Raw genomic sequence first — 22,141 nt, 5'->3', positions numbered from 1 at the left:
AGGAGTCGACATGACGATCCAGCACACCGACCCAGGCACCAGCTCAGCCACCGGCCCAGGCACCGACCCGGGTACCGACCGCACGGAGTTCATCCGGCACTGGGAGGAGTGGCACGCCCAGCATGAACAGAATCTGGCGGATCCGCACGGCTTCCTCGCCGTCACCAGCCTGCGATGGCTCGACGGCGAGCCGACCCGGTTCCCCGACGCGCCCGGAGCGTGGTCCAGCGCCGACGACGGTGTGACGGTCCAACTGGACGAGAACGAGGAACTGACCGTCCAGGACGCCGTGGTGCGCGGCCGGTACCACTTCGGGGTCATCGAGGAGCGGGCAAGCCTCCTGGCCACAGCGGGTGACGCCGTGATCGAGGTGGCCAAGCGCGGCGGCCACGACATCCTGCGCCCGCGCCACCCCGACAACAAACTGCTGGTCGACTACACCCACACCCCGGCCTACGCCCCCGACCCCCGCTGGGCACTGACCGGCCGCTATCTCCCGTTCGACGCTCCCCGCGCCGTGACCGTGGGAGCCGCGGTCGAGGGGCTCCAGCACGTCTACGACGCCCCCGGGCAGGTCGAGTTCGCGCTGGAGGGGCATACGTACCGGCTCACCGCTTTCAACGGCACGCAGCCCGACAGCCTCCTGGTCCTGTTCACCGACGCAACCTCCGGTGTCACGACCTACGCGGCCAACCGCTGCGTCTCCATTTCCCCGCCCGACGGTCAGGGCACGGTGGTCATCGACTTCAACCGCGCCACCAACCTGCCCTGCGCCTTCACCGACCTGGCGACCTGCCCGCTGCCGCCGACCGAGAACAGGCTGCCGGTCGCCGTCGAGGCCGGCGAGAAGATCCCGTACGAACGCGGCGGCAGCCCGCAGGAGTGATGTGCGGGGCACCACCGGTCCTGGCCAGGGCCGAGTCATGGCCCTGGCCAGGTCGTCGTCGAGCGCCCGTGAATTGCCCGGCGGCCCAGCGCCCGGCGGCTGCGGCCCGGTGGCTCAGAGGCGTTTCGCGCTGCGGAACGCGGTGGCGTAATAACCGTCGCCGTCCAGGCGGGAGGCGCCGCCCTCGTTGCCCATCGTCGGACCGTTCACCTCCTCCCTGCTCGATATGAAGATCTGGTGGCCGTCCGTGTCCGTGCCCAGGTACATACCAATGTGGTCCAGGCGGGACTTCGTCCACGCGTCGAGTTTGAAGAAGACCAGGTCGCCGGGCTGGAGCACACCGATCGTCTCGGGGCGCTCGTAGTGCGGCGCGCGGCCCGACAGGCGGATGACGTTCACGCCCACCGTGGAGCGCGCCATCCCGTTGGCCGTGCGCGGCAGTCCCCCGTCGGCACCGTCGGCCGCCGCCAGCGGATAGCGGCCGCGGTAGCCGAACACCGTGCGGATGAAGCCCGAGCAGTCGATCGAGCGGTAGCGCGCGGCTTCCGGTTGCTTGGTGGTGCCGTCGCCGAAGGTGTACGGGATGCCGAGGTAGTCGTAGAAGTCGGACTCCTCCAGGCGGAGCCCCTCGCTCTCGCCCTTGCCACTGTCCGGGTTGAGCGGCCCGTAGTCGGCGTCGCCCGCGTACGGCAAGCCCTCCGCGTCCCTCCTGACCTGCGCGCCTTCGACGTACTGGAAGGCGATCGCCAAGAGGTCGTCCTGTTCGCTGCCGTAGTACTCCTTGAACCAGTTCTTGAACCACTGCTCCTTCTCGGCGCCCTTCGTCCACGCCTCCGGCATCAGCCGCACCCAGTTCTCGGTGACCACCCGGGACGAGGTGCTGGCCGGCTCGTCGAACGTACGGCTGGGACCGGTGAGGGTGGCCGTACGCGCGCCGTCGGTGAAGGTGGCGAGGATGTCACCGTCGCCGATCCGGAGCACCGAGCGGTCCGGATTCCTGAGCCGCTCCCACTTCTCCGAGGCAATGGCCCTGGCTGAACCCAGCCTCAGATGGGGGATGTTGGTGATGACCTGGACTTCGGGCGCCTTGGCCTGCTCGTCCTTGCGGAGATTGACGGTGAGATACGCGCTGCCGGCCAGCAGCGCGACGACGGTCACACCGTGCAGGACAGGGCGGCCGCGCCTGGACTTGGCACTCATGAGAACGGGACTCCTGTGGGGGGTGGGTGAGTCGGACGGACGGCGTACGGTCGGTCAGGTTCTTTCGGCGAGGGTCTGGGGTGTGCTGTCGCGTCTGCGCTGTTCCTGGAGTTGCTGGCGCAGGAGTTCCAGGGAGCGGGCGATGGCTCCGACCTCGTCGTGGTGGCGGGGGTAGAGGACGGTTCTGCGGTCGCCGTCGGCGAGGGTCTCGGCCTGGCGGGCCAGGGCGCGCAGGGGGCGGGCGACGACGATGTGGAGCCAGCCCAGGCAGGCGGCGGCCGCGGTGACGCCGAGGAGTCCGGCCAGGACGGTGCGGTTCTGGGCGCTGTATTCGGGGATGGCGAGGGCGGAGGCGGGCTGCCAGCTCACCACGGTCCAGCCCAGTGCTTTGGCGGCTCCGCCGCCGGCGAAGGGGGCCGCCGCGGCGATCTGGACGCCCTCGCCGTCGCGGAAGAGGACCCCGCTGGGGCGGGTGCTGAGTCCGGCTTTCTGGTTGGTGGCCTCGACCAGTGACTCCAGGCGTGCCGAGGGGAGGTTCTCGAAGGCGCGGTAGCCGGTGTTCGAGCCCAGGACCCGCCGTTCGGCGTCCACGATGCGTACCTGGCCGAGTCCGGGGCGTTTGAGGAGGGAGTTGAGGAAGTCGATGCGGAACTCGCCGACGACCAGGGCGCCGTCACGGCCGGGGAGTTCGGCGTATCCGGTGATCCGCGGCTCCTTCGAGCCGTCCCCGAGAACGGCGATCGGCTCGTTGCCGGGACGCTTCGCCCCCGGGTCCGCCGGACTGTCCCCGGCCTGCGCCAGGACGGTGCCGTCGGCGGAGAGCACGTACAGCGAGCTGTAGCGGGGGTGTTCGGTCATGGTGCGTTCCAGGACGGTCGTCATGTCCCCGGCCCCGGTCTCGTCACCGATGAGGGTGGCGACGGACAGCAGGTCGGCATACCCCTCGTTCAGCGCCCGTCGCACCCGGTCCGTGACCGTGTCGGTACGGTCCCGCTGATCACTCACAAGCTGGTCCGGCACCACCAGCGTGTCCCCGGCACGGTTCAGCACCAGCATCATCGGAACCGACCAGACCAGTAGCAGGATCCCGCCCCCGGCAAGCATTGCCCGGGTCCCCACGCGCCGCCCACGCCGCCGCCGGATGCCGGACCCGTCGCCGTACGTGCCGGTACCCGCACCCGAATTCGTACCCGTAGCCGTGCCGCTGTGGGAAGCGGGGGCGCCGAGAAGCTGGAGCCGGAGCTGTTCCAGCACATCACCGAGCCGGCGCGCCTCACCGAACCGGGGCACCGCCACCGGCCGGCCGAGGTCTCCTCGGGTGAGGCGGCGGCTCTCCGTGACGAGCCGGAGCAGCGGGCGCTGGACCACACCGAGCAGCAGAGCCACGGCCAGCGCACCGATGACCAGCAGCGCGCCGGCGGACCACACACCGAACATCGGGTTGTCGGTCCTGCTGTTGTTCTCGGGGACGGTCACCAGCGTGACCACGGTGAGGCCGAGCCCCGTGGCGTCGGTGCTGCCGCCCGCCTCGGGCGAGGCGAGCGTCGCGTACCCGGCGACCGGATGCTCCCCGGCGAGCAGTCCGGAGTCGGTCATGGACCCGCTGACCCCGGGATAGCCGCCGGAGCCGGGTTCCCTGGTGGTGAGTGGATTCTGCTCGGCCATCCCGGCGGAGCGCTCCGCGAACGCACGGAGTTGCTTCCCGGTCTGCCCGGCCTCCCCGTCGGGGAGGTCCGAGTCGTCCTCTTCGGAGGTCTGCGGGCCGTCGCTGCTGAGGACCGTACCGCCCGCGTCGACCACGGCGATCGCCCGGAACTTGCCGAGGCTCACCCCGGGGACCTTCAGGCTGTTGGAGGTGATCAGCAACTGCTGTGGCCGGCCCTCCCAGGACAGCAGGGCGAAATTCAGCAGCCGGGTCTCGCCGTTCTCCAGCCGGATCAGGCGCGGGGCGAGACCGTCCTCGTCGGAGAGCTTGTCCAGGTCGACGGCGAGGAGCGATACGTTCTCGCCGCGCGCGGCCAGCAGAGTTCCCGACGTGATCTCGACGACGGCCGAACCACGCCACTTCTGGTAGACGCTGCCGAGTTTGTCGAGAACGGTGTCGGCGGAGACGGGGTCACCCGCGTTGAACAGAGAGGCGGTCCGGTCGAGGTCGGTGATCGATTCGTCGAGCGAGGCCCGGAGCGCGATCGCGCCGTCCTCGGCGAAGTGCTGCTGGGAGATCCGTACCGCCTCGGGGAGCGACTCCGTGTCGCTCGGTCCCAGGGCGGTGCTGCCTAAGCCCAGGGCGGTGAGGCCGGACAGCACCACGAGCAGTGCTGACAGGGCCGCGATGGGTGGGCGGATGCCACCCAGGAGTGACATACCGGCCCGTTCGTTGACCTGGTGCCGGCGCTTCGCAGACGAAATGGCCATGAGTGCCTCCCTACTTACGCGCCTGATCGGTCAACGGCGAATGAATCGGCACATCACCGGCGGCGCCAACCGTTAAGGACGGGTCCCCATTCCCCTTCGGGCCCGACCCCCGTCCCCGCCACCGCCCCGGTCACGGGAACCGAGCAGGGAGCACCCCGCGGCGGCCAGGGCGAAGACGGTCACAGCGGCGCGGAGGACGGCGCGGGCAGCGGTCTGCGGGGCGGACTGCGGAGCGGTGCGGAGTGTGTTGAGCGGCGGCGGATGAGGCGTACGAGGTAGCTTCACGTAGTATTTTGTACACTGTATGGAGCGATCTTTGACCCGCGAAAAACCGCAATCCTGACGGGTCCGCCGGCCGGTGGCTTGATAGCGATGGCCATGGTTTGTGTGTCACAGGTCATCAAGGGAGCGCGTGGCCGCCCTGACCGGGCTGCGCACGCTGCTGAACGAGGCCGAAACCGAACGCATCGCAGAGCCTCTCAGGGCTCCGTTGTGATTTTTAATGAAAACGATTATCGTCTTACTCGATCGCTTTGACCGGCCATGGTCAAGCGCATACCTGTCCTTGGGGGGACAACTGTGTCTGCTCTACAGCGTTTTGTGACGGTTTCTGGTGCGGCCTTCGCCGCGCTCGCGGTGGCGGGGCTTGCCACCGCCACCGCCGCCGCTCCGGTCGTGCTGTCGTCCGGTCATGTCGATGTGCTGGACGCCGAGTTCGACGGCGCGGCCTTCGACCTGCATGTGCACGACGAGTCGGTCACGCCCGACGTCGAGTACGAGCCCGTCGACGTACAGCTCGATGTGAAGGCCGCCGCCAAGACGGTCAGACCCGCGGGCGCCGCGTACAACTTCCTTGGTGCCGCGGGCTCCACCGTGTGGATTCTGCCGCAGGACCAGGCCGCCGCCGCGGCGAAGGGCGTGCTGTGGCCCGGCATTTCCACCGAGCACCTGACCACGGGGGTGTTCACCAATGACCGCGTGACGTTCACACTCACCGGCGCCGAGTACGACGCCGCCGGCGACGGTGTGTACGAGGACACGACCGCCGATGTCAGTGTGTACGGTGTGTCCGGCTCCGCGGTGACCAAGTTCTACGACGGCGGCGACGGTCTCACCGCGTCCGACGCCCGCTCGTTCCTGGCCGGCGCCCACAACCACTACAACTGGGCGTTCGAGGCGGCCGGCACCTACCGCCTCACCTTCCGGATCAGCGGTACCACCCTCGGCGGTGCCACCCCGTCCGCGACGGCGTCGTACGTCTTCTCCGTCAAGCCGTGACGACTACTCCCAGGATGAACGGGCCGCTGCGCGCCGGGGCCGCGGTCGCGGCCGCGGCGGCCCTGTTCGCCGGAGCGTTCACCGCCGTCGCCGGTGGGAGCGTGGCGGCGAGCCCGGCCGCGGCGGTGCGCGCGGCTCCGCTCGGCGTCGTGCTGGACGAGGGCGAGATCGACTTCGCGCCGAGGATCGTGGACGGTACGGCCCAGTTGCGGATCGCCGACCGTACCGGCGGCGGGGGCGGCGTGGTGTGGCGGGAGCCCTCGACGGTGGTCCTGCACGCCAAGCCGGAGACGGAGTACGCGATCGACGGCGCGATGATCGAACCCGTACCGATGTTCGCCGAGACTCCGGGGTATCCCGTCTGGCTCCTCAACGGTGTCGGCTCCGACGACCGCTTCGACCTCGACCCCGGCTGGAGCACCGCCGAACTCCCCGCCGCGCGGGCGGAGTCGGCCGGAGTGCGGCTGGCGGAGGTCCAGGGGCCCGGCGATTTCGCCATGTTCTCCTGGGACTGGGCGAACGGTGCCCAGGCCGAACCGCTGCTGGTGGAACGGCTGCCGGAGTACATGTCGTTCACCCTCCCCGACTCCGACCGCTTCACGCCCATGTGGGGCTTCACGGTGGAGGGGGTGTACCGGCTGACCTTCGAGATTTCCGTCGACACCGGAGGCGGCAGGCACGGTGTCGACAGGGAGACCGTCGCCGTTGTGGTCGGTGACGACATCGATCCCGGACAGGTGCTGCCCGGCGACGGGTCCACCCCATCGCCCACACCCACACCGACACCGACCACCCCGGCACCCACGTCCTCCGGGTCCGGCCCGGGCCGCGATCCGACCGTGTCGCCGACGCCGACGACACCGAAGGGGTACGTGATCGACGACGGGCATATCGACCTGGCGACCCGGCTGGTCGGCGGCGAGCTACGGTTCCAGATCAAGGACGGCGCGTACGAGACCCTGGTGTGGCGCGAGCCGGAGAGCGTTGTCATCCATGTGAAACCGCAGGCGAAACGGAAGATCGGCGCGGGCTACGAGTTCCTGGGGACGGTCGGCGACCCGGTGTGGTGGCTGCCCGACCAGCAGGCGCCGGGGCTGGTCTGGCCGGGCTGGGGCTCGACGGAGCTGGACCCGGCGGACTTCCGTGGAGACCTGACGTACGAACTGACCGCGGTACGCGGACCGGGACGGCTGGCTGTCTTCCAGAACAGCGGCCTCGGCGGGCTCACCAACGTACTCAACAGCGGTGACGGGCTGCCGGACAGCTTCTCCTTCGCCACTCACACCCATGCCCATCCGGTATGGGCGTTCACCGAGGAGGGCCTGTACCGGGCGACCTTCACCATGAGCGGCACTCTCGCGAACGGCACGAAGGCGGTCGACAGCGGGACCCTCGCGTTCGCGGTGGGGGACATCGATCCATCGACGGTCGTCCCGGGGACCGGAGACGAAGACGGGGGAGGAGGCGGGGGCGAGGACGGGGGAGGGGACGAGGGCGGATCCACCGCCTCGGCCTCGGCAACACACCAGGATTCCCCCGCGCCGTCCGGCTCGACGGGCGATCCGGCCGGATCCGGCAATCCGCCGGACACCCCGTCGGACACCCCCTCGGGCAGTCCGCCGGCCGTCGGCTCCGGAGGTGTTCCGGGTCCCGGTGGTTCGTCCGGCGGCGGTACGTCCGCGCAGGGCGGGCTCGCCGCGACGGGAGCCGGTGTGCTGGTGCCCCTCGGGGCGGCCGTCGCCGCTGTCGTGGCGGGGAGCGTCGCCTTCCTCGCCGTACGCCGACGCCACCGTACGCGTAACCCGGGCGGAGAGCCCGAAAAGGCCTGACACCTGCCCCGGGGCCGTGTCGACGAGGCCCTGCCCCGGGGCCCTGCCCAGGCGCCCCGGGGCACACCTCCTCCACACCCCGCCCCTCCACACTCAGGAAAGGGGGAGCCCGATGCGGGCCCCACTCCGCATGTCCGCCGCGCTGGTCGTGGTGTCCGCACTGCTCACCGCGTGCAGCGGACGCTCACAACCAGGCCCGTCCGACAGCGCGTTGACCGTCTCGGCCACCACCGCCATCATCGCGGACCTGGTCGGCCAGGTCGGCGGCGACCGGGTCGATGTGACGTCGATCGTGCCGCACCACGGCGACCCTCATTCGTACGAGCCCAGCCCCGGCGACGCGGCCAAGGTGGCACGCGCCGATCTCGTGTTCAGCAACGGACTGCTGCTCGAAGAGCCCGGGATCATGAAGATGGTCCACACCAATACCCGCGACGATGTCCCGAAGGTGGCCATCACCGAGACGCTGGAGAAGTACGGCGGCTCGGTGATCAAGCTCAAGGAGGACCTCGGGCTCGATGTGCTCTGGCTGGGCTGGGCAGTGGAGGGAGAGGTCGCGGGCGAGGGTTCCCAGGTGCGTACGACCGCCGTCGGCATGACCGGGCCCGGCGATCTGCACGTATATCTGACGGACACACTCGGCCGGCCCACGAGCTATGTCGACTCCACGGACGGCTTTGACGCCAAGGACTCCTTCACACTGCCGCCCGAGGCCCACACACATGTCAACTGGTCGTTCAGCAAGCCCGGCACGTACCGGCTGACGGTCGAGGGCCGGACCGAGACACTCGACGGGAAGACCGCGGAGATCGGGCGCGGCACAGTGACCTTCGAGGTCGGCGGTACACCGGACGGGTTCGGCGCACCGGCCGGGTCCGGTGCGCCGGGGTCATCCGCTCCGTCGGCGTCACCCGGCGCGCCCAGTGGCCGTACGGTCCTCGACAGCGGGCACGCCGATGTCGCGCTCAACGCCGAGCAGGGCCAGGTGTACGTACGCGTCGACGACCCGGAGACCGGGGAACGCACCCATCACCCGGCCGGCGAGGTGGTGATGTCCGTGCCGGATCGCGCCAGGGCGCAGGTGCCGAAGGGGGACGCCTTCCGGTTCCTCGGAACGCCCGGCGCCGATGTGTGGGTACTGCCGCAGGCCGTGCTGGGCAAGCATGTGCACGGCGACCTGGACCCGCACGCCTGGGAGGACGTCGCCAACGCCGAGGCGTACGTACGACGCGTCGAGGCCGAACTGATCAAGGCGGATCCAGCAGGCCGCACGGTCTACGAGACCAACGCCGCACGGTACTTGAAGCGGCTCGGCGCGCTGGACCAGGAGGTCGCCCGACGGCTCGCGGCCATCCCGGCGGACCGCCGCAAGCTCATCACCACGCATGACGCCTTCGGCTATCTCGCGAAGGCGTACGCCATGGAGGTCGTCGGCTTCGTCGTACCCGTTCCCAGCCAGGAGCCGAGTGCGGCCGAAGTGCGCGCGCTCGGCGACACCATCCGCGAGAAACGGATCCCGGCCGTCTTCCTGGAACCGAATCTCGCCGCACGCGCCGATGTGCTGCGCCAGGTCGCCCAGGACGAGGGCGTACGGGTCTGCACCATCTACGGCGACTCGTTCGACGACAAGATCCACGACTACATATCGATGATGCGGCACAACGCGGGCGAGCTGGCCCGGTGCCTGGGGAGGACTGCCTGATGGTGACGGGCGAACGGGACACGCACGACGGACACGGCACACGGGGTACGCGTGGTACCGGTGGCGCGCGCAAGGGGACCGGCGCACGACTCGTGGCGGCCGCCGCCGCTTCGATGGCCGTCGCCGTCGCGGTGATACCGGGAAACGGGGCCACCGCTCAGGCGGCCGACGGCGCTCCGGAGGCGGTGGCGGCGGTTCCGCAGGCGCGGATCACCCTTGGGGAGCAGGGGCTCGGACTGGGGCGCGGCGGGCTCGTCACGATCGACGACACACACCGGACGCCGGTGCCGGACGACCCTGCGTACGCGTTCCTCGGCACACCGGGCACACAGGTCTGGGAGATCACGGACGCGCCCTGGGACACCTCGGGCATCGCGCCGGGCGGTGTACGGGACGACACGGTGCGCTGGTCGCTGGCAGCCGTGGACGGGCCCGGCACGGTCGCCGTGTACGAGACGACGGGCGCGCGTCCGCTGGCGCGGTTCGACAGCGCGGACGGTCTGCCGGACGGCTACGACCTGCCGACCGGCGCGAGCGGCGACACCCGATGGGCCTTTGACGCGGCCGGGGTGTACACACTGACGTTCACCGCGGCCGCGCGGGAACGGGACGGTGCGGTGCTCGCGGCGTCCGTACGGTACGAGGTACGGGTCGGGGGCGACACCGCGCACACACCCGCGATGCCGTCCCGGCCGTCCGTTCCGCCGACGGCTCAGCAGGACGCCACGGGCACGGCGACCCCCGCGCAGAGCCACGCACCGGAAAGCCCTGTGCGCGCACTGACGTCGGCGGCGAGGCAGCTCTCGGAAGCACGGACGCAGGCAGCAGAGACGCAGGCGGCACAGGGGCGGGAAGCACAGGTGTCGGAGGCACGGCTTGCTCAGGAGACCGCCGAGGGCGGAGCCGGGGGAAAGGCCGACACCACCAGGAAGGTGCTCGACAACGGGCACATCGACTTCGCGGCCCGGATTGTCGACGGGAAGATGCAGATCCACATCAAGGACGGCACGGTGGCCGGGAAGACGACCTGGCGGGAGCCGTCGTCGGTGGTTCTGCACGTCAAGCCCGCCGCGAAGAAGGAGATCCCGGACGGCGACGACTTCGCGTTCCTCGGCAGGCCGGGCGACCCGGTGTGGCTGCTCGACCAGGTCCAGCAGGACGGACAGCTGTGGCCCGGCTGGTCCACGGAGAACATCGAGCCGGGAAAGACGAAGGGCACTGTCGGATTCAAGCTGGCCAAGGCCGAAGGACCCGGTGTTTTCGCGCTCTACAACTACGACGGGATGTCCGGCGCGACCATCCGGTTCAACAGCGGCGACGGTGTGCCCGACACCTTCGACGTACCGCAGAACACGCACGCGCACGGCGGCTGGGCCTTCGGCAAGGAAGGCGTGTACCGGCTGACGTTCACCATGTCGGGCACACTCGCGAACGGGAGCCCGGTCAGCGACACGGAGACGGTGGCCTTCGTGGTGGGGGAGACCGATCCGAACACGGTTCAGCCTGGCGGCGGCACGGGGAACTCGGGTGACGCTTCGCCCGATTCGCCGGGCGGCGGGGTGCCGGGAGCGGACTCCGGTGCCGACGGCGGGGCTTCGTCGGCCGGCAATCACGGTGGCGGTGCTGCCGACGGCGGTGGTGACGGGGTGCGGACGGCGGACGGCGGGAAGTCCGGGTCGATGGCGCATACCGGGGCCGATGGTCTTCTCCTGATCGGCGCTACGGCGGCCGGGCTGGCGGCGGCCGGCACGGGCTTCGTGGTCGTGACGCGGCGCGGCCGGCGGGGGACGGCATGACACCGCCCGACGGACCTGCCGGCGCGTCCGGCGACGCGCCTGCGGGCGTGCCCACCGCCCTTTCTGCGGCTGAACGCGCCGACGCGGCCCCGCCCGCGCCGCTGACCGTCGACGCCGTCTCCGTGCGACTCGGCGGACGTCTCGCGGTGTGCGAAGCAGGGCTCGTGGTGCGCCAAGGCGAACTCGTCGGGCTGCTCGGGCCGAACGGCGCCGGGAAGACGACGCTGCTACGGGCGGTCCTCGGCCTGCTGCCCCTGGCATCCGGCACCGTCACCGCGCGGGCGCGTATCGGTTACGTGCCCCAACGGCACGAGTTCGCCTGGGACTTCCCCGTCGATGTGCGGGGTGCCGTGCTCTCGGGACGTACCCGGCAGATCGGCTGGCTGCGGCGGGCCGAGGCCCGCGACCGGGCCGCGGCCGACGAGGCGCTGGAGCGTACGGGGCTGACGGCACTGCGGAGGCGCCCCGTCGGTGAACTGTCGGGCGGACAGCGGCAGCGGGTCCTGGTGGCCCGCGCCCTGGCCACCGAACCGGATGTACTGCTGCTGGACGAGCCGTTCACCGGAGTCGACGTACCGACACAGGACGTGCTTGGTGCCCTGTTCGCGAGGCTGGCGCAGGAGGGGCGGGCGTTGCTGATGACCACCCACGACCTGGCCGCGGCGGCCCGCTCCTGCACTCGCGTGGTGCTGCTGAACCGGAGTGTGGTGGCCGAGGGCGGTCCCGGACTGCTGTCGGACCCGGAGCAGATGCTGCGGGCCTTCGGGCTGGACCGGGCGATCAACGCGGCAGCCTCGACCACGGGCGCCGACACCGGCACCAGCACCGGCATCGGATCCGGTGTCGGCACCGGTTCTGGGCTCGGCTCCGGTTCCGCCCCGGCCGAGGCGGTGACGACGTGATGGAGTTTCTGCTGGAGCCCTGGCAACTCCCCTTCATGCAGCGGGCGTTCGCGGTCGCCGCGGTCGTCGGGCTGGTGTGCGGTGTCGTCGGTGTGTTCGTGGTGCTGCGTGGGATGGCGTTCATCGGCGACGCGGTGGCGCACTCCGCGTTTCCGGGGGTGGCACTCGCGTACGCGTTCAACGGCAGTCTGCTGCTCGGCGGGGCGGCTGCCGGGATCACCACAGCCGTGCTCATCGCGGTCGTCTCGCAGAACCGGCGCCTCAAGGAGGACACCGTCATCGGCGTGTTCTTCGCGTTCGCGTTCGGGCTCGGCATCGTGCTCGTGTCGACCCGGGACAGTTGGACGACGGACCTGTCGTCGTTCCTCTTCGGACAGGTGCTGGCCGTGAGTTCGGGCGACGTGTGGACGGTGGCCGGGATCGGCGCGGTGCTTGTCGCGATGGTGCTGGTACTGCGCAAGGAACTGATCGCCGTTTCGCTCGACCGGGAGACGGCGCGGGCGGCGGGACTGCCCGTACTGCGACTGGATCTGACGCTGTACGTCGTCGTCACGGCGACGATCGTGATGTCGCTGGAGGCCGTCGGCAACATTCTCGTCCTGGCCCTGCTCATCACCCCGGCCGCGACGGCACGCATGCTGACGGAACGGCTGTGGGCGATGACCCTGCTGGCGTCGGCGATCGGCTGCGCCGGGAGTGTGGCCGGACTCTATGTGTCGTACGCCTACGACCTCGCGGCCGGAGGCTCGGTCGTGGTCGTCCTGACAGGCGTGTTCGCGATCGTATGGTGCCTGGCACCACGCCACGGCCCCCTGGCCAGGGCACTGCGGCTGCGGAGCGCGCGTACGGCGCGTACGTCGGAGAGTCCGTCACCGACTGCGTAAGGCGACTGCGTAAGGCGCTGATCCGGGCACCATCGAGGGGTACCGGATCAGCGCCCGGCCAGGTGCGGGCGGCATGGACACGGGTACCGTCCACGCGCCCGGCGGCTGTCAACGGAGCTTGGTGCCGTACACGTTGTCGACCGTCATGGTGATCAGGACCCTCCGGTCGGACACCATGACCGACCGGTACTCGTCCCAGTCCGGGTGTTCACCGGCGGCGTTGCGGTAGTAGTCGACCAGTGCCTCGACTTCGGGACCGTGCGGGTCGGTCCCGGGCCCGACAACTGTGGCCGTGCCCTCGGCGGTGGCCCATGCCCAGCCGTCCTGGCTGGTCACCTCCAGTGCGGCTCGCGGGTCCCTACGCAGGTTCGCGCACTTGGCGGTCCCCTCGGTCGTCGACACCTGGATGACACCGGAGGCCTGATCGTAGGACGGCATGACAGGGGAGAGTTGGGGGCGGCCGTCGGACTTGATCGTCGCGAGCACACCGAGCCGGCTTTGCGCGAGGAGTGCGCGCGGGTCGAATTGCGTATCCGTCATGCGGATCTCAACCCGTAGCCGTTTCCGTGTATTCCTGATTACGCAGCGCTATCAAGGCGCCTGCGAGCCCACGGGCCGCCGCCTCGCCGGAGCCGTCCTCGCCGGACCCGCCGTCCTCCACGGGCCGCGAGTCGTCCACGCCTACCGCCAGGGCCCGGTGACCTGACACACCACGCGGCCGGGCGTCTCAGCCCTTGCCGAAGAGCTGTGCGGGGAAGGCGCCCGCGGCCCTCGCCGCGCGGGTGAAGCCGTCGGCCAGTTCGGTGAGGCGCGCGGTGGCGGCCGGGCCGAGGTGGTCGTACGGGGCGGTGTCGAGGCGGTCGGTGAGCGCCTCGGCCTCACCGCGCAGGGCCGCGCCCGCCTCGGTGAGGTCCCCCGCTCCGTCCAGCAGACCGCGTTCGCGCAACCGGTCCCGGGCGGAGGCCCATTGCTCCGTGGACCATCCGCGGGTCTGCCTGAGCACGGCCGACGTCACTGTTCTGCCGGTGGCGTTGTGCAGGACCAGCGCCTCGATCCCGGAGAGGCCGGCCACCGTCAGAGCGGTGAGGTGGCCGTCGCCCCGGTGCTCGCGCAGGAGTGTGGCGGCGTGCCACATGGCCAGATGCGGCTCCTCGGGTACAGGAAGGTCGGCGTTCGCGGCGTACAGCGGCCGTCCCTCGCGGCGGCACGCCTCGGTGGCGCGCAGCGCCAGCTCGGCCGCCTCCGCCATCTCCTTCGACGCGAGGGCCTCGTCCCCGAGCAGCCGCCGCAGCGTCCCGTCCGCCCCGCGCAGCCGTGCGGCGAGTACCGCCTCCGGCGTGGTGAGCGTCCATGCCGCGGGGATGTGCCGCGCCACGTGCTCGTGGTTGAAGTTGTAGAACGTCGCCGTGACCGTGCCCGCGCCGACCGTTCCGAGCGGGGCCGCACGGCCCGCGAAGTAGGCCATGGCCCCTCGCTCCAGCCCGAGCGCCGCGAGTTGGTCCGCCGGCTCGGGTGCGAAGTACATGGCTGTGTGCAGGGGATTGACGACGCCGTGGCAGCGACGGCCGGCGGTCGTGTCCATGTGTGTCTCCTGAACTCGTCTTGGCTGCTGAATTCGTCCGGGCTGCCGCGGAGGTCAGTCTTCGTGTGCGGTGCGCACGGTCAGGCTCTGGGCGGTACGCAGGATGTGCCGGGCGAGCAGGCCGGCCGCGCGATCGGCGTCCCGGCTCAGGGCGGCCGCCTCCAGAGCGGCGTGCTCCTTCGTGCCGTCCCGCTCCGGGACGATGGCGCCGGACCAGCGCCGCGCCAGCTCGCTCGCCGTCCACATGCGGTCGAAGCCGTCCAGAAGCACCGGGTTGCCGCAGCCCTCAAGAAGCGCGCGGTGGAACCGGCGGTGCGCCTCGGACCACTCGTCGGATACGAACGTACCGCCAGGCTCCTGAAACGGCGTGCGGGCGAGGTGGTGGTGGGCGGCCCGGACTCGTACCTCCCAGTCGACCCCGCTCCGCTCGATAGACAGCCGGAGCATCACCGGCTCGGTGACGGCACGCGCCTCCGCGATCTGCTGCCAGCGCTCGGCGTTCACTGCCGGGACCGCGAACCCCCGGTTCGGCAGCCGGGTCGCCAGCCCCTCGCCCACCAGCCGGAGCAGGGCCTCGCGCGCGACGGCGAGGCTGACCCCCTCGGTGTTCGCCAGTTCCTGCGGCTTGAGCGCCTGCTCCGGCGCGAACAGCCCGCGCAGGATGGCCGCGCGCAGCGTGGTGTAAAGCCGCTCCGATGGTGATCCGCGTCCCGTCATGAGTCCACCGTACCGCATAATCGATTATCCATGTAATAATCGATTCTGAGATCCCGAGGAGAGGAACACCAGGGAATGAACGGGAACGATCCCTTCGCCGGGCTGCCGTCGGCGCCCGCCTTCACCGTGACCAGCGCCAGTGTGCGGACCGGCGAGGCGCTGCCGGCCGCGCAGATGTCCGGCATGTTCGGAGTTCCGGGCGGCGAGGACCGCTCGCCGCAACTGAGCTGGTCGGGCGCGCCCGAGGGCACGCGGGGCTACGCGGTGACCGTGTACGACCCGGACGCGCCGACGCAGTCCGGCTTCTGGCACTGGGCCGTCGCCAACATCCCGGCCGAGGTCACCGATCTCCCCGAGGGAGCCGGGGACGACAGTGGTTCCGGCCTGCCGGCCGGCGCTTTCCAGCTACCGAACGACGCCCGGATGGCCCGCTTCGTCGGCGCCGCCCCGCCGGCCGGTCACGGCCCGCACCGCTACTTCATCACCGTGCACGCCCTGGACGTGGCGGACATCGGCGTCCCCGCCGAGGGCACCCCGGCGTTCCTCGGCTTCACCATCGCGTCGCACATCCTGGGCCGGGCCACGATCGTCGCCACCGCGGAGATCCCAGCGACCTGATCCCGACGTATGAGAAATATATCTGTAAGACACTATTGACATCTCAGCAATACTCCACGATCTTTCTCGCATACCAGCGGGAGGGAGCAGCAGTGAGTGTGTTGCCCAGGGTCGGCTTCGTCGGAGCCGGCGTCATGGGGCTTCCGATGGCCCGGCGGCTGCTGGCCGCCGGCCACCGCCTCTCTGTCCACGCCCGTAGCCGAGCCAAGGTGGCACCCCTCATCGAGGCCGGAGCCGAGTCGGCGGAAACTCCCGCGCAGCTCGCGGCCGACAGTGACGTGATCATTGGTTGCCTCCTGGACGAGAAGGCGGTCCAGGAGGTCTACCTCGGCCCGGAAGGGATCATCGCCGCAGTTCAGGCGGACCATCTGCTCGTGGAACACGGCACGTTCGCCCCACGAGTGGCCCGTGATCTCGCCGAACGGGCCGCGGAGCGCGGCGCCGGGTTTGTGGATGCCCCGGTGACGGGAGGCCCGCGGCGTGCGCGCCTGGGGGAGCTGACGTGCATGTCCGGCGGCCGAGCCGAGCACATCGAAGCAGTTCGGCCGCTGCTGGCGGCCTACTGCCGGGAAATCATCCATGTCGGAGCGGCGGGTACGGGACTGGAGCTCAAGCTCGTCAACCAGCTCCTGGTCAGCGTCCATGTGGCGGCCGCTGCCGAAGCAGCGGCCCTTGTCGACCGGCTGGGGCTTCCCGCGCGGCTCGCCAAAAACGTCCTGATGTCGGGCTGGGCGGCGAGTGCCATGCTGGACTACTGCCTTCCCGCGGCCCTCACGCCCTCCACGGCGCCCACGGGAGCAACCATCGGCGGCCTGTCCGCGGTCCAGGACGCGGTCGCCGAACTCTCCTCAACAGTTGATCTCCCGCTGCGGGTCTTTCCGGCCGCCCGGCGGGTCTTCACCACACTGACGGACGCCGGTGCGGGCAGCGGGGACATCGCGCAGCTCGCCAGGGCCTACGACCGCGAGCCGTCCGCACCCGCACCTTCCTCCACGCGCGCACCTTCCTCTACGGCGGAGGCGAACTGATGTCGCAGAACGACACCAAGAAGGGCAACGGCGACGTCTTCTCCTCGCCCGACCGTGACGGATTCATTCACCGTGCCTTCATGAGAGGAGCCGGACACAGCGCCGCGGCGGTCCGCCGCAGGCCCGTGATCGGCATCTGCAACTCCTTCAGCGAACTCAACCCCTGCAACGCGGGCCTGCGCGACCTCGCCCGGTCGGTCGAGCGGGGCGTCGTCGCCGCCGGTGGATTCCCGCTGGAGTTCCCCACGATCTCCCTGGCCGAGCCGTTCATCCGTCCCAGCACCCTCTACCTGCGCAACCTCATGGCCATCGACGTGGAGGAAATGATCAGCTCGTCGCCCATCGACGCGGTCGTCCTGCTCGGCGGATGCGACAAGACCGTACCCGCCCAGCTCATGGGGGCGATCAGCGCGGGCAAGCCCGCCATGGCGGTCACGGCGGGGCCCCGCGCCGTGGGCCGCCTGCACGGTGCGCCCCTGACCATCGACGACCTGTGGACGCTGTCGGACCGCCGTCGCTCCGGTGCTCTCGGCGAGGACGAATGGGAGACCGTCGAGGGTCTCCTCGTGCCCGGTGTGGGCACCTGCAATGTGCTGGGCACCGCCGTCACCATGGCCATGATCGCCGAGACCCTCGGCATGTCCCTGCCCGGTTCCAGCCTGCTCCCCGCGACCAGCGGTGCCCGAGCCGCTGCCGCCGAGGAGACCGGGCGCCGTGCTGTGGAACGGGCCCGCGGCGGGCAGCCCCCCACCGACTTCGTCACCCCCGCAGCACTGGAGAACGCCTTCCGGATGCTGTGCGCGGTCAGCGGTTCGACCAACGCCGTCATCCACCTGGAAGCCATCGCCGGCCGGATCGGCCACCGGCTGGGCATGCGCGCCATGGCCGAGTGGAGCTGGTCCACACCGGTCCTGGCACAGGTGCGCCCGTCGGGGCCGCACCTTCTGGAAGACCTCGAAGAGGCCGGCGGACTGCCCGCCGTGCTCAAGGAGCTCCAGCCCCTGCTGCACACCGACGCGCTCGCCGGAACAGGGGAGACCTGGGCCCAGGTCCTGAGCCGTGTGACACACCGGGACAGTCCCGCGCTGCGTACAGCCGCGGATCCGGTCTTCGCGGCAGGCGGACTGGCCATGCTCCACGGCACCCTCGCGCCGGCGGGAGCCGTACTCAAACGTTCCGCGGCCGATCCGCGCCTGTGGCGGCACCGCGGCCCGGCTGTCGTCTTCGACGGAGTCGCCGACCTCCATGCCCGTATCGACGACCCCGGCCTCGGCATCACGGAGGACTCCGTCCTCGTCCTGCGCGGGGCCGGCCCAGTCGGCGGCCCCGGAATGCCCGAGGTGGGCCAACTGCCCATTCCCAGAAGGCTGCTGCACAAGGGCGTCACCGACCTGGTACGGATCTCCGACGCCCGGATGAGCGGCACCGCCACCGGCACCGTCGTCCTCCATGTCGCACCGGAGGCGGCCGAGGGAGGCCCGCTCGCGCTCGTCCGCGACGGCGATCCCATCGTCCTGGACGCCCTCGACGGCCGCCTCGACCTGGACGTGGACGAAGCGGAACTCGCCCGGCGCACCCCGGCAGTCACCGCCCCCGCACCCCGCCGCGGCTACGCCGCCCTGTACCGGCGACACATCACACAAGCCCCCGAGGGCTGCGACTTCGACTTCCTGACCGCGACGGCGGAGCCCTCGCCCGCCGTACCCGCCGTACCCGCCGACCGTCCTTGATCTGAGGAGACGTGCCGTGAAGATCGTCAGTTTCGGGCCTCCCCGTTGTGAACAGCCCGGCGTTCTGCTCGACGACCAGCAGCGCATCATGCCGCTGGCACCGGTGCTTGCCAGGGCCGGCCTGCCCACGCTGGACATCAACGCGATCCTGGCCTTCCTCCCCTTCCTCCAGCCCATCGTCGAATCGGCGCTGCGGGATCCGGCCGAGACCGTCGACGTCACCTCCACCCGTCTGGGGCCGCCCGTTCCGCGGCCGGAGAAGATCATCGTCGCGGGCGGCAACTACCAGTCGCACGTGGACGAGGCATCAGGAAAGAAGAACGCCCCGTCCCCTTCCGAGCCCCTGCTGATCTTCAAGCCCTCCAACACCGTGATCGGCCCGCACGACGCCCTCGTACGTCCCGCCGGATCCGAACAGCTCGACTACGAAACGGAGATCGCCGTGGTCATCGGGCGCGGCGGACACCGCATCGCCCGCGAGGACGCGTACGACCACGTGGCCGGGTACATGATCGGCAACGATGTCACCGCACGGGACATGGCGTTCAAGGACATCGGCCTGAGCCCTCTGTACTCCCAGATCACCCGTGCCAAGGGCATTCCGACCGGAGCCCCGTTCGGGCCGTGGCTGGTCACCAAGGACGAGATCCCCGACCCGCACAATCTCCGTCTCCGCTGCTGGGTCAACGGAGAGCTGCGTCAGGACGGCTGGAGTTCCGAGATGATCGTCGACATCCCGGGCCTGATCGCCGACTTCAGCAAGGTCCTCGAACTCTCGCCGGGCGACATCATCTACACCGGCACCACCACGGGCTGCGGCGCCTTCCAGAATCCTCCGGTCTTCCTCTTCGCCGGGGACGTGGTCCGTATGGAGATCAGCGGGCTGGGCGTGATGGAGACCCCGATCGCCGACGCCGCCGGAGTGTCCCGGTGAACGAGACACACCTGCTGGTCGTCGGAGGCGGTCCGGTCGGCCTCAGCGCCGCGCTGCTCGCCTCCCGGTACGGCATCCCCTGCACCATCGTGGAGAAGTTCCCCCAGCCCTACGCCCACCCGAAGGCGCGGGGGGTGCGCGACCGGGGCATGGAACTGTTCCGCTTCTGGGGGCTGGAGAAGGAAATCCGGGCCCGGGCCATCCCCGGCCCCCAGTACGGCTTCGTCTACTGCGACTCGCTCGCCGGCGAGGAGTACGGCCGTACCCCGCCCGGCCAGGAGGACACCACCCTGGGGCCGTCCGGCACGTGCCGTGTCCCGCAGGACACCCTCGAACGCATCCTGCGCGAGCGAGTCGCCACGGCCCCCGGAGTCGAGGCGCTCTTCGGCACCACGGTCAGCCGGCTGACACAGGAGGACCACCAGGTGCGTGCCGTCCTCGAACCCACCGCCGGGGGAGCACCCAGGGAACTGACGGCACGTCATGTGATCGCCTGCGACGGAGCGGCCAGTCCCACCCGCGCCGCACTGGGCATCACCATGGAAGGCGAGACCGTCGGGTACTGGCAGAGCGTCTACTGGCACGGCGACATCTCCGCACTTCTCGGTGACCGGACCGCCATCCAGTTCCTGACGGCCGCGAAGGACGGCGGGTTCGTGACCGTGGCCCCGGTCGACGGGCACACCCGCTGGCTCACCTTCCGGATGCGGAGCAAGGACGGCGGACATCCGGGCACTCTCACCGAGCCGCAGGCCCACGACCTCATCGAGGCCGCTGTCGGCGAGCCGTGCCCGGCCGAGATCATCAGCGCCGCCACCTACGCGGTGGAAGCGCGCGTGGCCGAGCGCTACCGGGCCGGCTCCGTCTTCCTGGCCGGGGACGCGGCTCATGTCTTCCCGCCCACCGGCGGATTCGGCCTCAACACCGGGGTGCAGGACGTGCACAACCTGGTGTGGAAGATCGATCTGGTACGCCGGGGACTGGCCTCGCAGGAACTGCTCGACACCTACGAGTCCGAGCGGCGCCCGGTCGCGTGCTCCAACGCCCGGTGGAGCAAGGAGAACGCCGAGCGATTCGACGCCGTTTGGGAACGCATCGTCACCAAAGCTCCTGCCGGCGCCCCCATCGACCGGCAGCGCGCACACCTCGCCGCACTGGAGCGGGACCTCGCCTTCCGCTACACCGACGGAGCCCTCGCTCCCGGTCCGGACGCCGACGACGACGCCGAACCCTTCGCCGCGGCCGTCGGCCGCCGGGCACCGCATCTGTGGCTGCGGTCCGAGGGTGAGCGGCGCTCCATCCTCGACATGCTCGACGGGCACTTCACCTTGCTGTACGGATCGCGGGGCCAGGACTGGCGGGCAGCCGCCACACAGATCGGCGAACACCTCCAACTGCCCCTGCGGACCGTCCAGGTACCCGGGGCGGAGTGTGATGTGGATCCGGAGGAATTCGCCCGCCTGTACCGCATGGCCCCCGGCGGAGCCGTCCTCGTCCGGCCCGACGGCCACATCGCGTGGACGCACAACGAGGCGGACCCGGGACTCCACACGCCGCTCATCACGGACGCCCTGCGCAGAACGCTGGGCGGGGACGGAGGATGACGACCGACAGCGTAGACGACCGGTATGCGCTGAACCTTTCACTGCCTCCGCTGCGGGACCACGCCCTGGTCCCGCGCATCGATGCCGCGGCGGCCGCCGGATTCTCCCTCGTGGAGACATGGTGGCCGTTTCCCACCGCCCACCCCACCAGGCAGCAGACCGAGGACCTGCGTACGGCGTTGACGGCGGCCGGTACGCGACTGGTGTGCATGAACATCGCGGCAGGTGACTTCACGGCGGGAGAACGGGGAATCCTCAGCGATCCCGACCGGCGGCAACTCTGCCGGGACAGCATCGTCGCTGCTGTGGAGTTCGCCGCCGAGGCCGGTTGCCGCCTGCTGAATCTGCCGTACGGCAACCGTCTGCCGGACCACAGCGAAAGCGCCCAGCACCGCACCGCGTTCGACAACCTGCTTTTCGCCGCCCGCTGTGCTCGGGCCCGCGGCATCTCCGTACTCGTGGAAGCACTCAACCCCACGGACAACCCTCTTTATCTGCTGCCCGACGTGGAAGACGCGGTTGATGTCGTCCGGCGAGCCCGGCAGGCCGGAGCCCTCAACACGGGAATCCTCCTCGACGTCTACCATGTGGCGCGTAGAGGGCAGGACCCTTCCCAGGCCATAGCCCGATACGCCAAGGAATGCCTGCATGTTCAGTTCGCCGATATCCCGGATCGCACCTGTCCGGGCACTGGTGGCCTGGACTTCGTGCGCATCATCACGGCCCTCCGGGAAGTCGCTTACGAGGGGCTGATCGGGCTGGAATTCACCTTCGGCCCTGAATTCCCCGGCTCGCCCGCCGACGCACGTTCCTTCGCTTCACGCCATTCGTTTGCGAACGTCTCCGGTGAGACCGCGCCGTCCGGCTGCGGTGGTCGAGCTGGCCTCGACCCTCGCGTCCACCCGTCCGGTCACCATGGACCGTCCCGGCGGACCTCCTCCGGGCATGATGCAGGAGGGCGGAATGCCGGGCGGTGAGGGAGGCCCTCGCGGCCATTGGGGAGACGCGGGATCGGGTCAGAGGCCCGATCCCGGTC

18 protein-coding genes are annotated in these 22,141 nt (G+C 70.4%); 13 read left to right on the top strand and 5 right to left on the bottom strand.

What is annotated here, in order from left to right:
* The first annotated feature begins 10 nt into the window (after positions 1–10).
* A complete protein-coding gene (locus tag KQY30_RS05225; protein WP_217305785.1) occupies positions 11–886 on the top strand; it encodes a DUF1684 domain-containing protein in 876 nt (291 codons plus the stop codon).
* Positions 887–1,000: 114 nt separating this feature from the next.
* On the opposite strand, the gene KQY30_RS05220 is transcribed toward KQY30_RS05225, so the two are convergent.
* The gene (locus KQY30_RS05220; protein WP_217305784.1) at positions 1,001–2,086 is read right to left on the bottom strand and encodes a C40 family peptidase; all 1,086 of its coding nucleotides are present in this window, start codon (positions 2,084–2,086) and stop codon (positions 1,001–1,003) included.
* 54 nt (positions 2,087–2,140) lie between these two features.
* Positions 2,141–4,501 (bottom strand): cache and HAMP domain-containing protein, encoded by a 2,361-nt coding sequence (locus KQY30_RS05215; RefSeq protein WP_254406958.1) that lies wholly within the window; start codon positions 4,499–4,501, stop codon positions 2,141–2,143.
* Between the two features lie 600 nt (positions 4,502–5,101).
* Here KQY30_RS05215 and KQY30_RS05210 point away from each other — a divergent pair.
* The 6 genes from KQY30_RS05210 (at position 5,102) to KQY30_RS05185 (ending at position 12,892) form a co-directional block, all read left to right on the top strand.
* Positions 5,102–5,779, top strand: a complete 678-nt coding sequence (locus tag KQY30_RS05210; protein ID WP_217305783.1) for a choice-of-anchor M domain-containing protein — start codon at positions 5,102–5,104, stop codon at positions 5,777–5,779.
* Positions 5,776–7,608: a choice-of-anchor M domain-containing protein gene (locus KQY30_RS05205; RefSeq protein ID WP_217305782.1), complete on the top strand. Its 1,833-nt coding sequence runs from the start codon at positions 5,776–5,778 to the stop codon at positions 7,606–7,608. Before KQY30_RS05210 ends, KQY30_RS05205 begins: the two co-directional genes overlap by 4 nt.
* Positions 7,609–7,720: 112 nt before the next feature.
* Positions 7,721–9,310, top strand: coding sequence for an anchored repeat ABC transporter, substrate-binding protein (locus KQY30_RS05200; RefSeq protein WP_254406957.1), 1,590 nt, complete (start codon positions 7,721–7,723; stop codon positions 9,308–9,310).
* On the top strand, positions 9,310–11,106 hold the full coding sequence (locus KQY30_RS05195) for a TIGR03773 family transporter-associated surface protein (RefSeq protein ID WP_217305781.1): 1,797 nt from the start codon (positions 9,310–9,312) through the stop codon (positions 11,104–11,106). The genes KQY30_RS05200 and KQY30_RS05195 overlap by 1 nt, the downstream gene beginning before the upstream one ends.
* Positions 11,103–12,008, top strand: coding sequence for an anchored repeat-type ABC transporter ATP-binding subunit (locus KQY30_RS05190; protein WP_254406956.1), 906 nt, complete (start codon positions 11,103–11,105; stop codon positions 12,006–12,008). The genes KQY30_RS05195 and KQY30_RS05190 overlap by 4 nt, the downstream gene beginning before the upstream one ends.
* On the top strand, positions 12,008–12,892 hold the full coding sequence (locus KQY30_RS05185) for an anchored repeat-type ABC transporter permease subunit (protein ID WP_217310747.1): 885 nt from the start codon (positions 12,008–12,010) through the stop codon (positions 12,890–12,892). The genes KQY30_RS05190 and KQY30_RS05185 overlap by 1 nt, the downstream gene beginning before the upstream one ends.
* A gap of 108 nt (positions 12,893–13,000) precedes the next feature.
* On the opposite strand, the gene KQY30_RS05180 is transcribed toward KQY30_RS05185, so the two are convergent.
* The 3 genes from KQY30_RS05180 to KQY30_RS05170 all read right to left on the bottom strand — a co-directional run bounded on the left by KQY30_RS05180 (position 13,001) and on the right by KQY30_RS05170 (position 15,191).
* Positions 13,001–13,432 (bottom strand): PPOX class F420-dependent oxidoreductase, encoded by a 432-nt coding sequence (locus tag KQY30_RS05180; RefSeq protein WP_217305780.1) that lies wholly within the window; start codon positions 13,430–13,432, stop codon positions 13,001–13,003.
* Positions 13,433–13,619: 187 nt separating this feature from the next.
* Complete coding sequence (locus KQY30_RS05175) at positions 13,620–14,474, bottom strand: hypothetical protein (RefSeq protein ID WP_217305779.1); 855 nt, start codon at positions 14,472–14,474, stop codon at positions 13,620–13,622.
* Between the two features lie 54 nt (positions 14,475–14,528).
* Positions 14,529–15,191 carry a GntR family transcriptional regulator gene (locus tag KQY30_RS05170; RefSeq protein WP_254406955.1) on the bottom strand — a complete coding sequence of 221 codons (663 nt, stop codon included), beginning with the start codon at positions 15,189–15,191 and terminating at the stop codon, positions 14,529–14,531.
* Between the two features lie 75 nt (positions 15,192–15,266).
* Between KQY30_RS05170 and KQY30_RS05165 the strand changes: the two genes are divergently transcribed.
* The 6 genes from KQY30_RS05165 to KQY30_RS05140 all read left to right on the top strand — a co-directional run bounded on the left by KQY30_RS05165 (position 15,267) and on the right by KQY30_RS05140 (position 22,082).
* Positions 15,267–15,809 carry a YbhB/YbcL family Raf kinase inhibitor-like protein gene (locus KQY30_RS05165; protein ID WP_217305777.1) on the top strand — a complete coding sequence of 181 codons (543 nt, stop codon included), beginning with the start codon at positions 15,267–15,269 and terminating at the stop codon, positions 15,807–15,809.
* A 92-nt stretch (positions 15,810–15,901) separates the two neighbouring features.
* Complete coding sequence (locus KQY30_RS05160; RefSeq protein WP_217305776.1) at positions 15,902–16,837, top strand: NAD(P)-dependent oxidoreductase; 936 nt, start codon at positions 15,902–15,904, stop codon at positions 16,835–16,837.
* Complete coding sequence (locus tag KQY30_RS05155; protein ID WP_217305775.1) at positions 16,837–18,567, top strand: dihydroxy-acid dehydratase; 1,731 nt, start codon at positions 16,837–16,839, stop codon at positions 18,565–18,567. The genes KQY30_RS05160 and KQY30_RS05155 overlap by 1 nt, the downstream gene beginning before the upstream one ends.
* A 16-nt stretch (positions 18,568–18,583) precedes the next feature.
* Positions 18,584–19,501, top strand: a complete 918-nt coding sequence (locus KQY30_RS05150) for a fumarylacetoacetate hydrolase family protein (RefSeq protein ID WP_217305774.1) — start codon at positions 18,584–18,586, stop codon at positions 19,499–19,501.
* Positions 19,498–21,105 (top strand): FAD-dependent monooxygenase, encoded by a 1,608-nt coding sequence (locus tag KQY30_RS05145; protein WP_217305773.1) that lies wholly within the window; start codon positions 19,498–19,500, stop codon positions 21,103–21,105. The genes KQY30_RS05150 and KQY30_RS05145 overlap by 4 nt, the downstream gene beginning before the upstream one ends.
* Positions 21,102–22,082, top strand: coding sequence for a TIM barrel protein (locus KQY30_RS05140; protein ID WP_217305772.1), 981 nt, complete (start codon positions 21,102–21,104; stop codon positions 22,080–22,082). The genes KQY30_RS05145 and KQY30_RS05140 overlap by 4 nt, the downstream gene beginning before the upstream one ends.
* Positions 22,083–22,141 lie beyond the last annotated feature (59 nt).

Source organism: Streptomyces sp. GMY02 (genome assembly GCF_019056675.1).
Lineage (GTDB): Bacteria > Actinomycetota > Actinomycetes > Streptomycetales > Streptomycetaceae > Streptomyces > Streptomyces odonnellii.
Note: the sequence above shows the minus strand (reverse complement) of the source record. Positions and strands in the feature narration are given on the sequence as shown.

Excerpts from the sequence above, each read along its gene's own strand:
- KQY30_RS05155 (WP_217305775.1), top strand. The coding sequence starts at position 16,837 with ATGTCGCAGAACGACACCAAGAAGGGCAACGGCGACGTCTTCTCCTCG.
- KQY30_RS05190 (WP_254406956.1), top strand. The coding sequence starts at position 11,103 with ATGACACCGCCCGACGGACCTGCCGGCGCGTCCGGCGACGCGCCTGCG.
- KQY30_RS05215 (WP_254406958.1), bottom strand. The coding sequence starts at position 4,501 with ATGGCCATTTCGTCTGCGAAGCGCCGGCACCAGGTCAACGAACGGGCC.
- KQY30_RS05185 (WP_217310747.1), top strand. The coding sequence starts at position 12,008 with ATGGAGTTTCTGCTGGAGCCCTGGCAACTCCCCTTCATGCAGCGGGCG.
- KQY30_RS05220 (WP_217305784.1), bottom strand. The coding sequence starts at position 2,086 with ATGAGTGCCAAGTCCAGGCGCGGCCGCCCTGTCCTGCACGGTGTGACC.
- KQY30_RS05180 (WP_217305780.1), bottom strand. The coding sequence starts at position 13,432 with ATGACGGATACGCAATTCGACCCGCGCGCACTCCTCGCGCAAAGCCGG.
- KQY30_RS05170 (WP_254406955.1), bottom strand. The coding sequence starts at position 15,191 with ATGACGGGACGCGGATCACCATCGGAGCGGCTTTACACCACGCTGCGC.
- KQY30_RS05195 (WP_217305781.1), top strand. The coding sequence starts at position 9,310 with ATGGTGACGGGCGAACGGGACACGCACGACGGACACGGCACACGGGGT.
- KQY30_RS05225 (WP_217305785.1), top strand. The coding sequence starts at position 11 with ATGACGATCCAGCACACCGACCCAGGCACCAGCTCAGCCACCGGCCCA.
- KQY30_RS05140 (WP_217305772.1), top strand. The coding sequence starts at position 21,102 with ATGACGACCGACAGCGTAGACGACCGGTATGCGCTGAACCTTTCACTG.
- KQY30_RS05175 (WP_217305779.1), bottom strand. The coding sequence starts at position 14,474 with ATGGACACGACCGCCGGCCGTCGCTGCCACGGCGTCGTCAATCCCCTG.
- KQY30_RS05200 (WP_254406957.1), top strand. The coding sequence starts at position 7,721 with ATGCGGGCCCCACTCCGCATGTCCGCCGCGCTGGTCGTGGTGTCCGCA.
- KQY30_RS05165 (WP_217305777.1), top strand. The coding sequence starts at position 15,267 with ATGAACGGGAACGATCCCTTCGCCGGGCTGCCGTCGGCGCCCGCCTTC.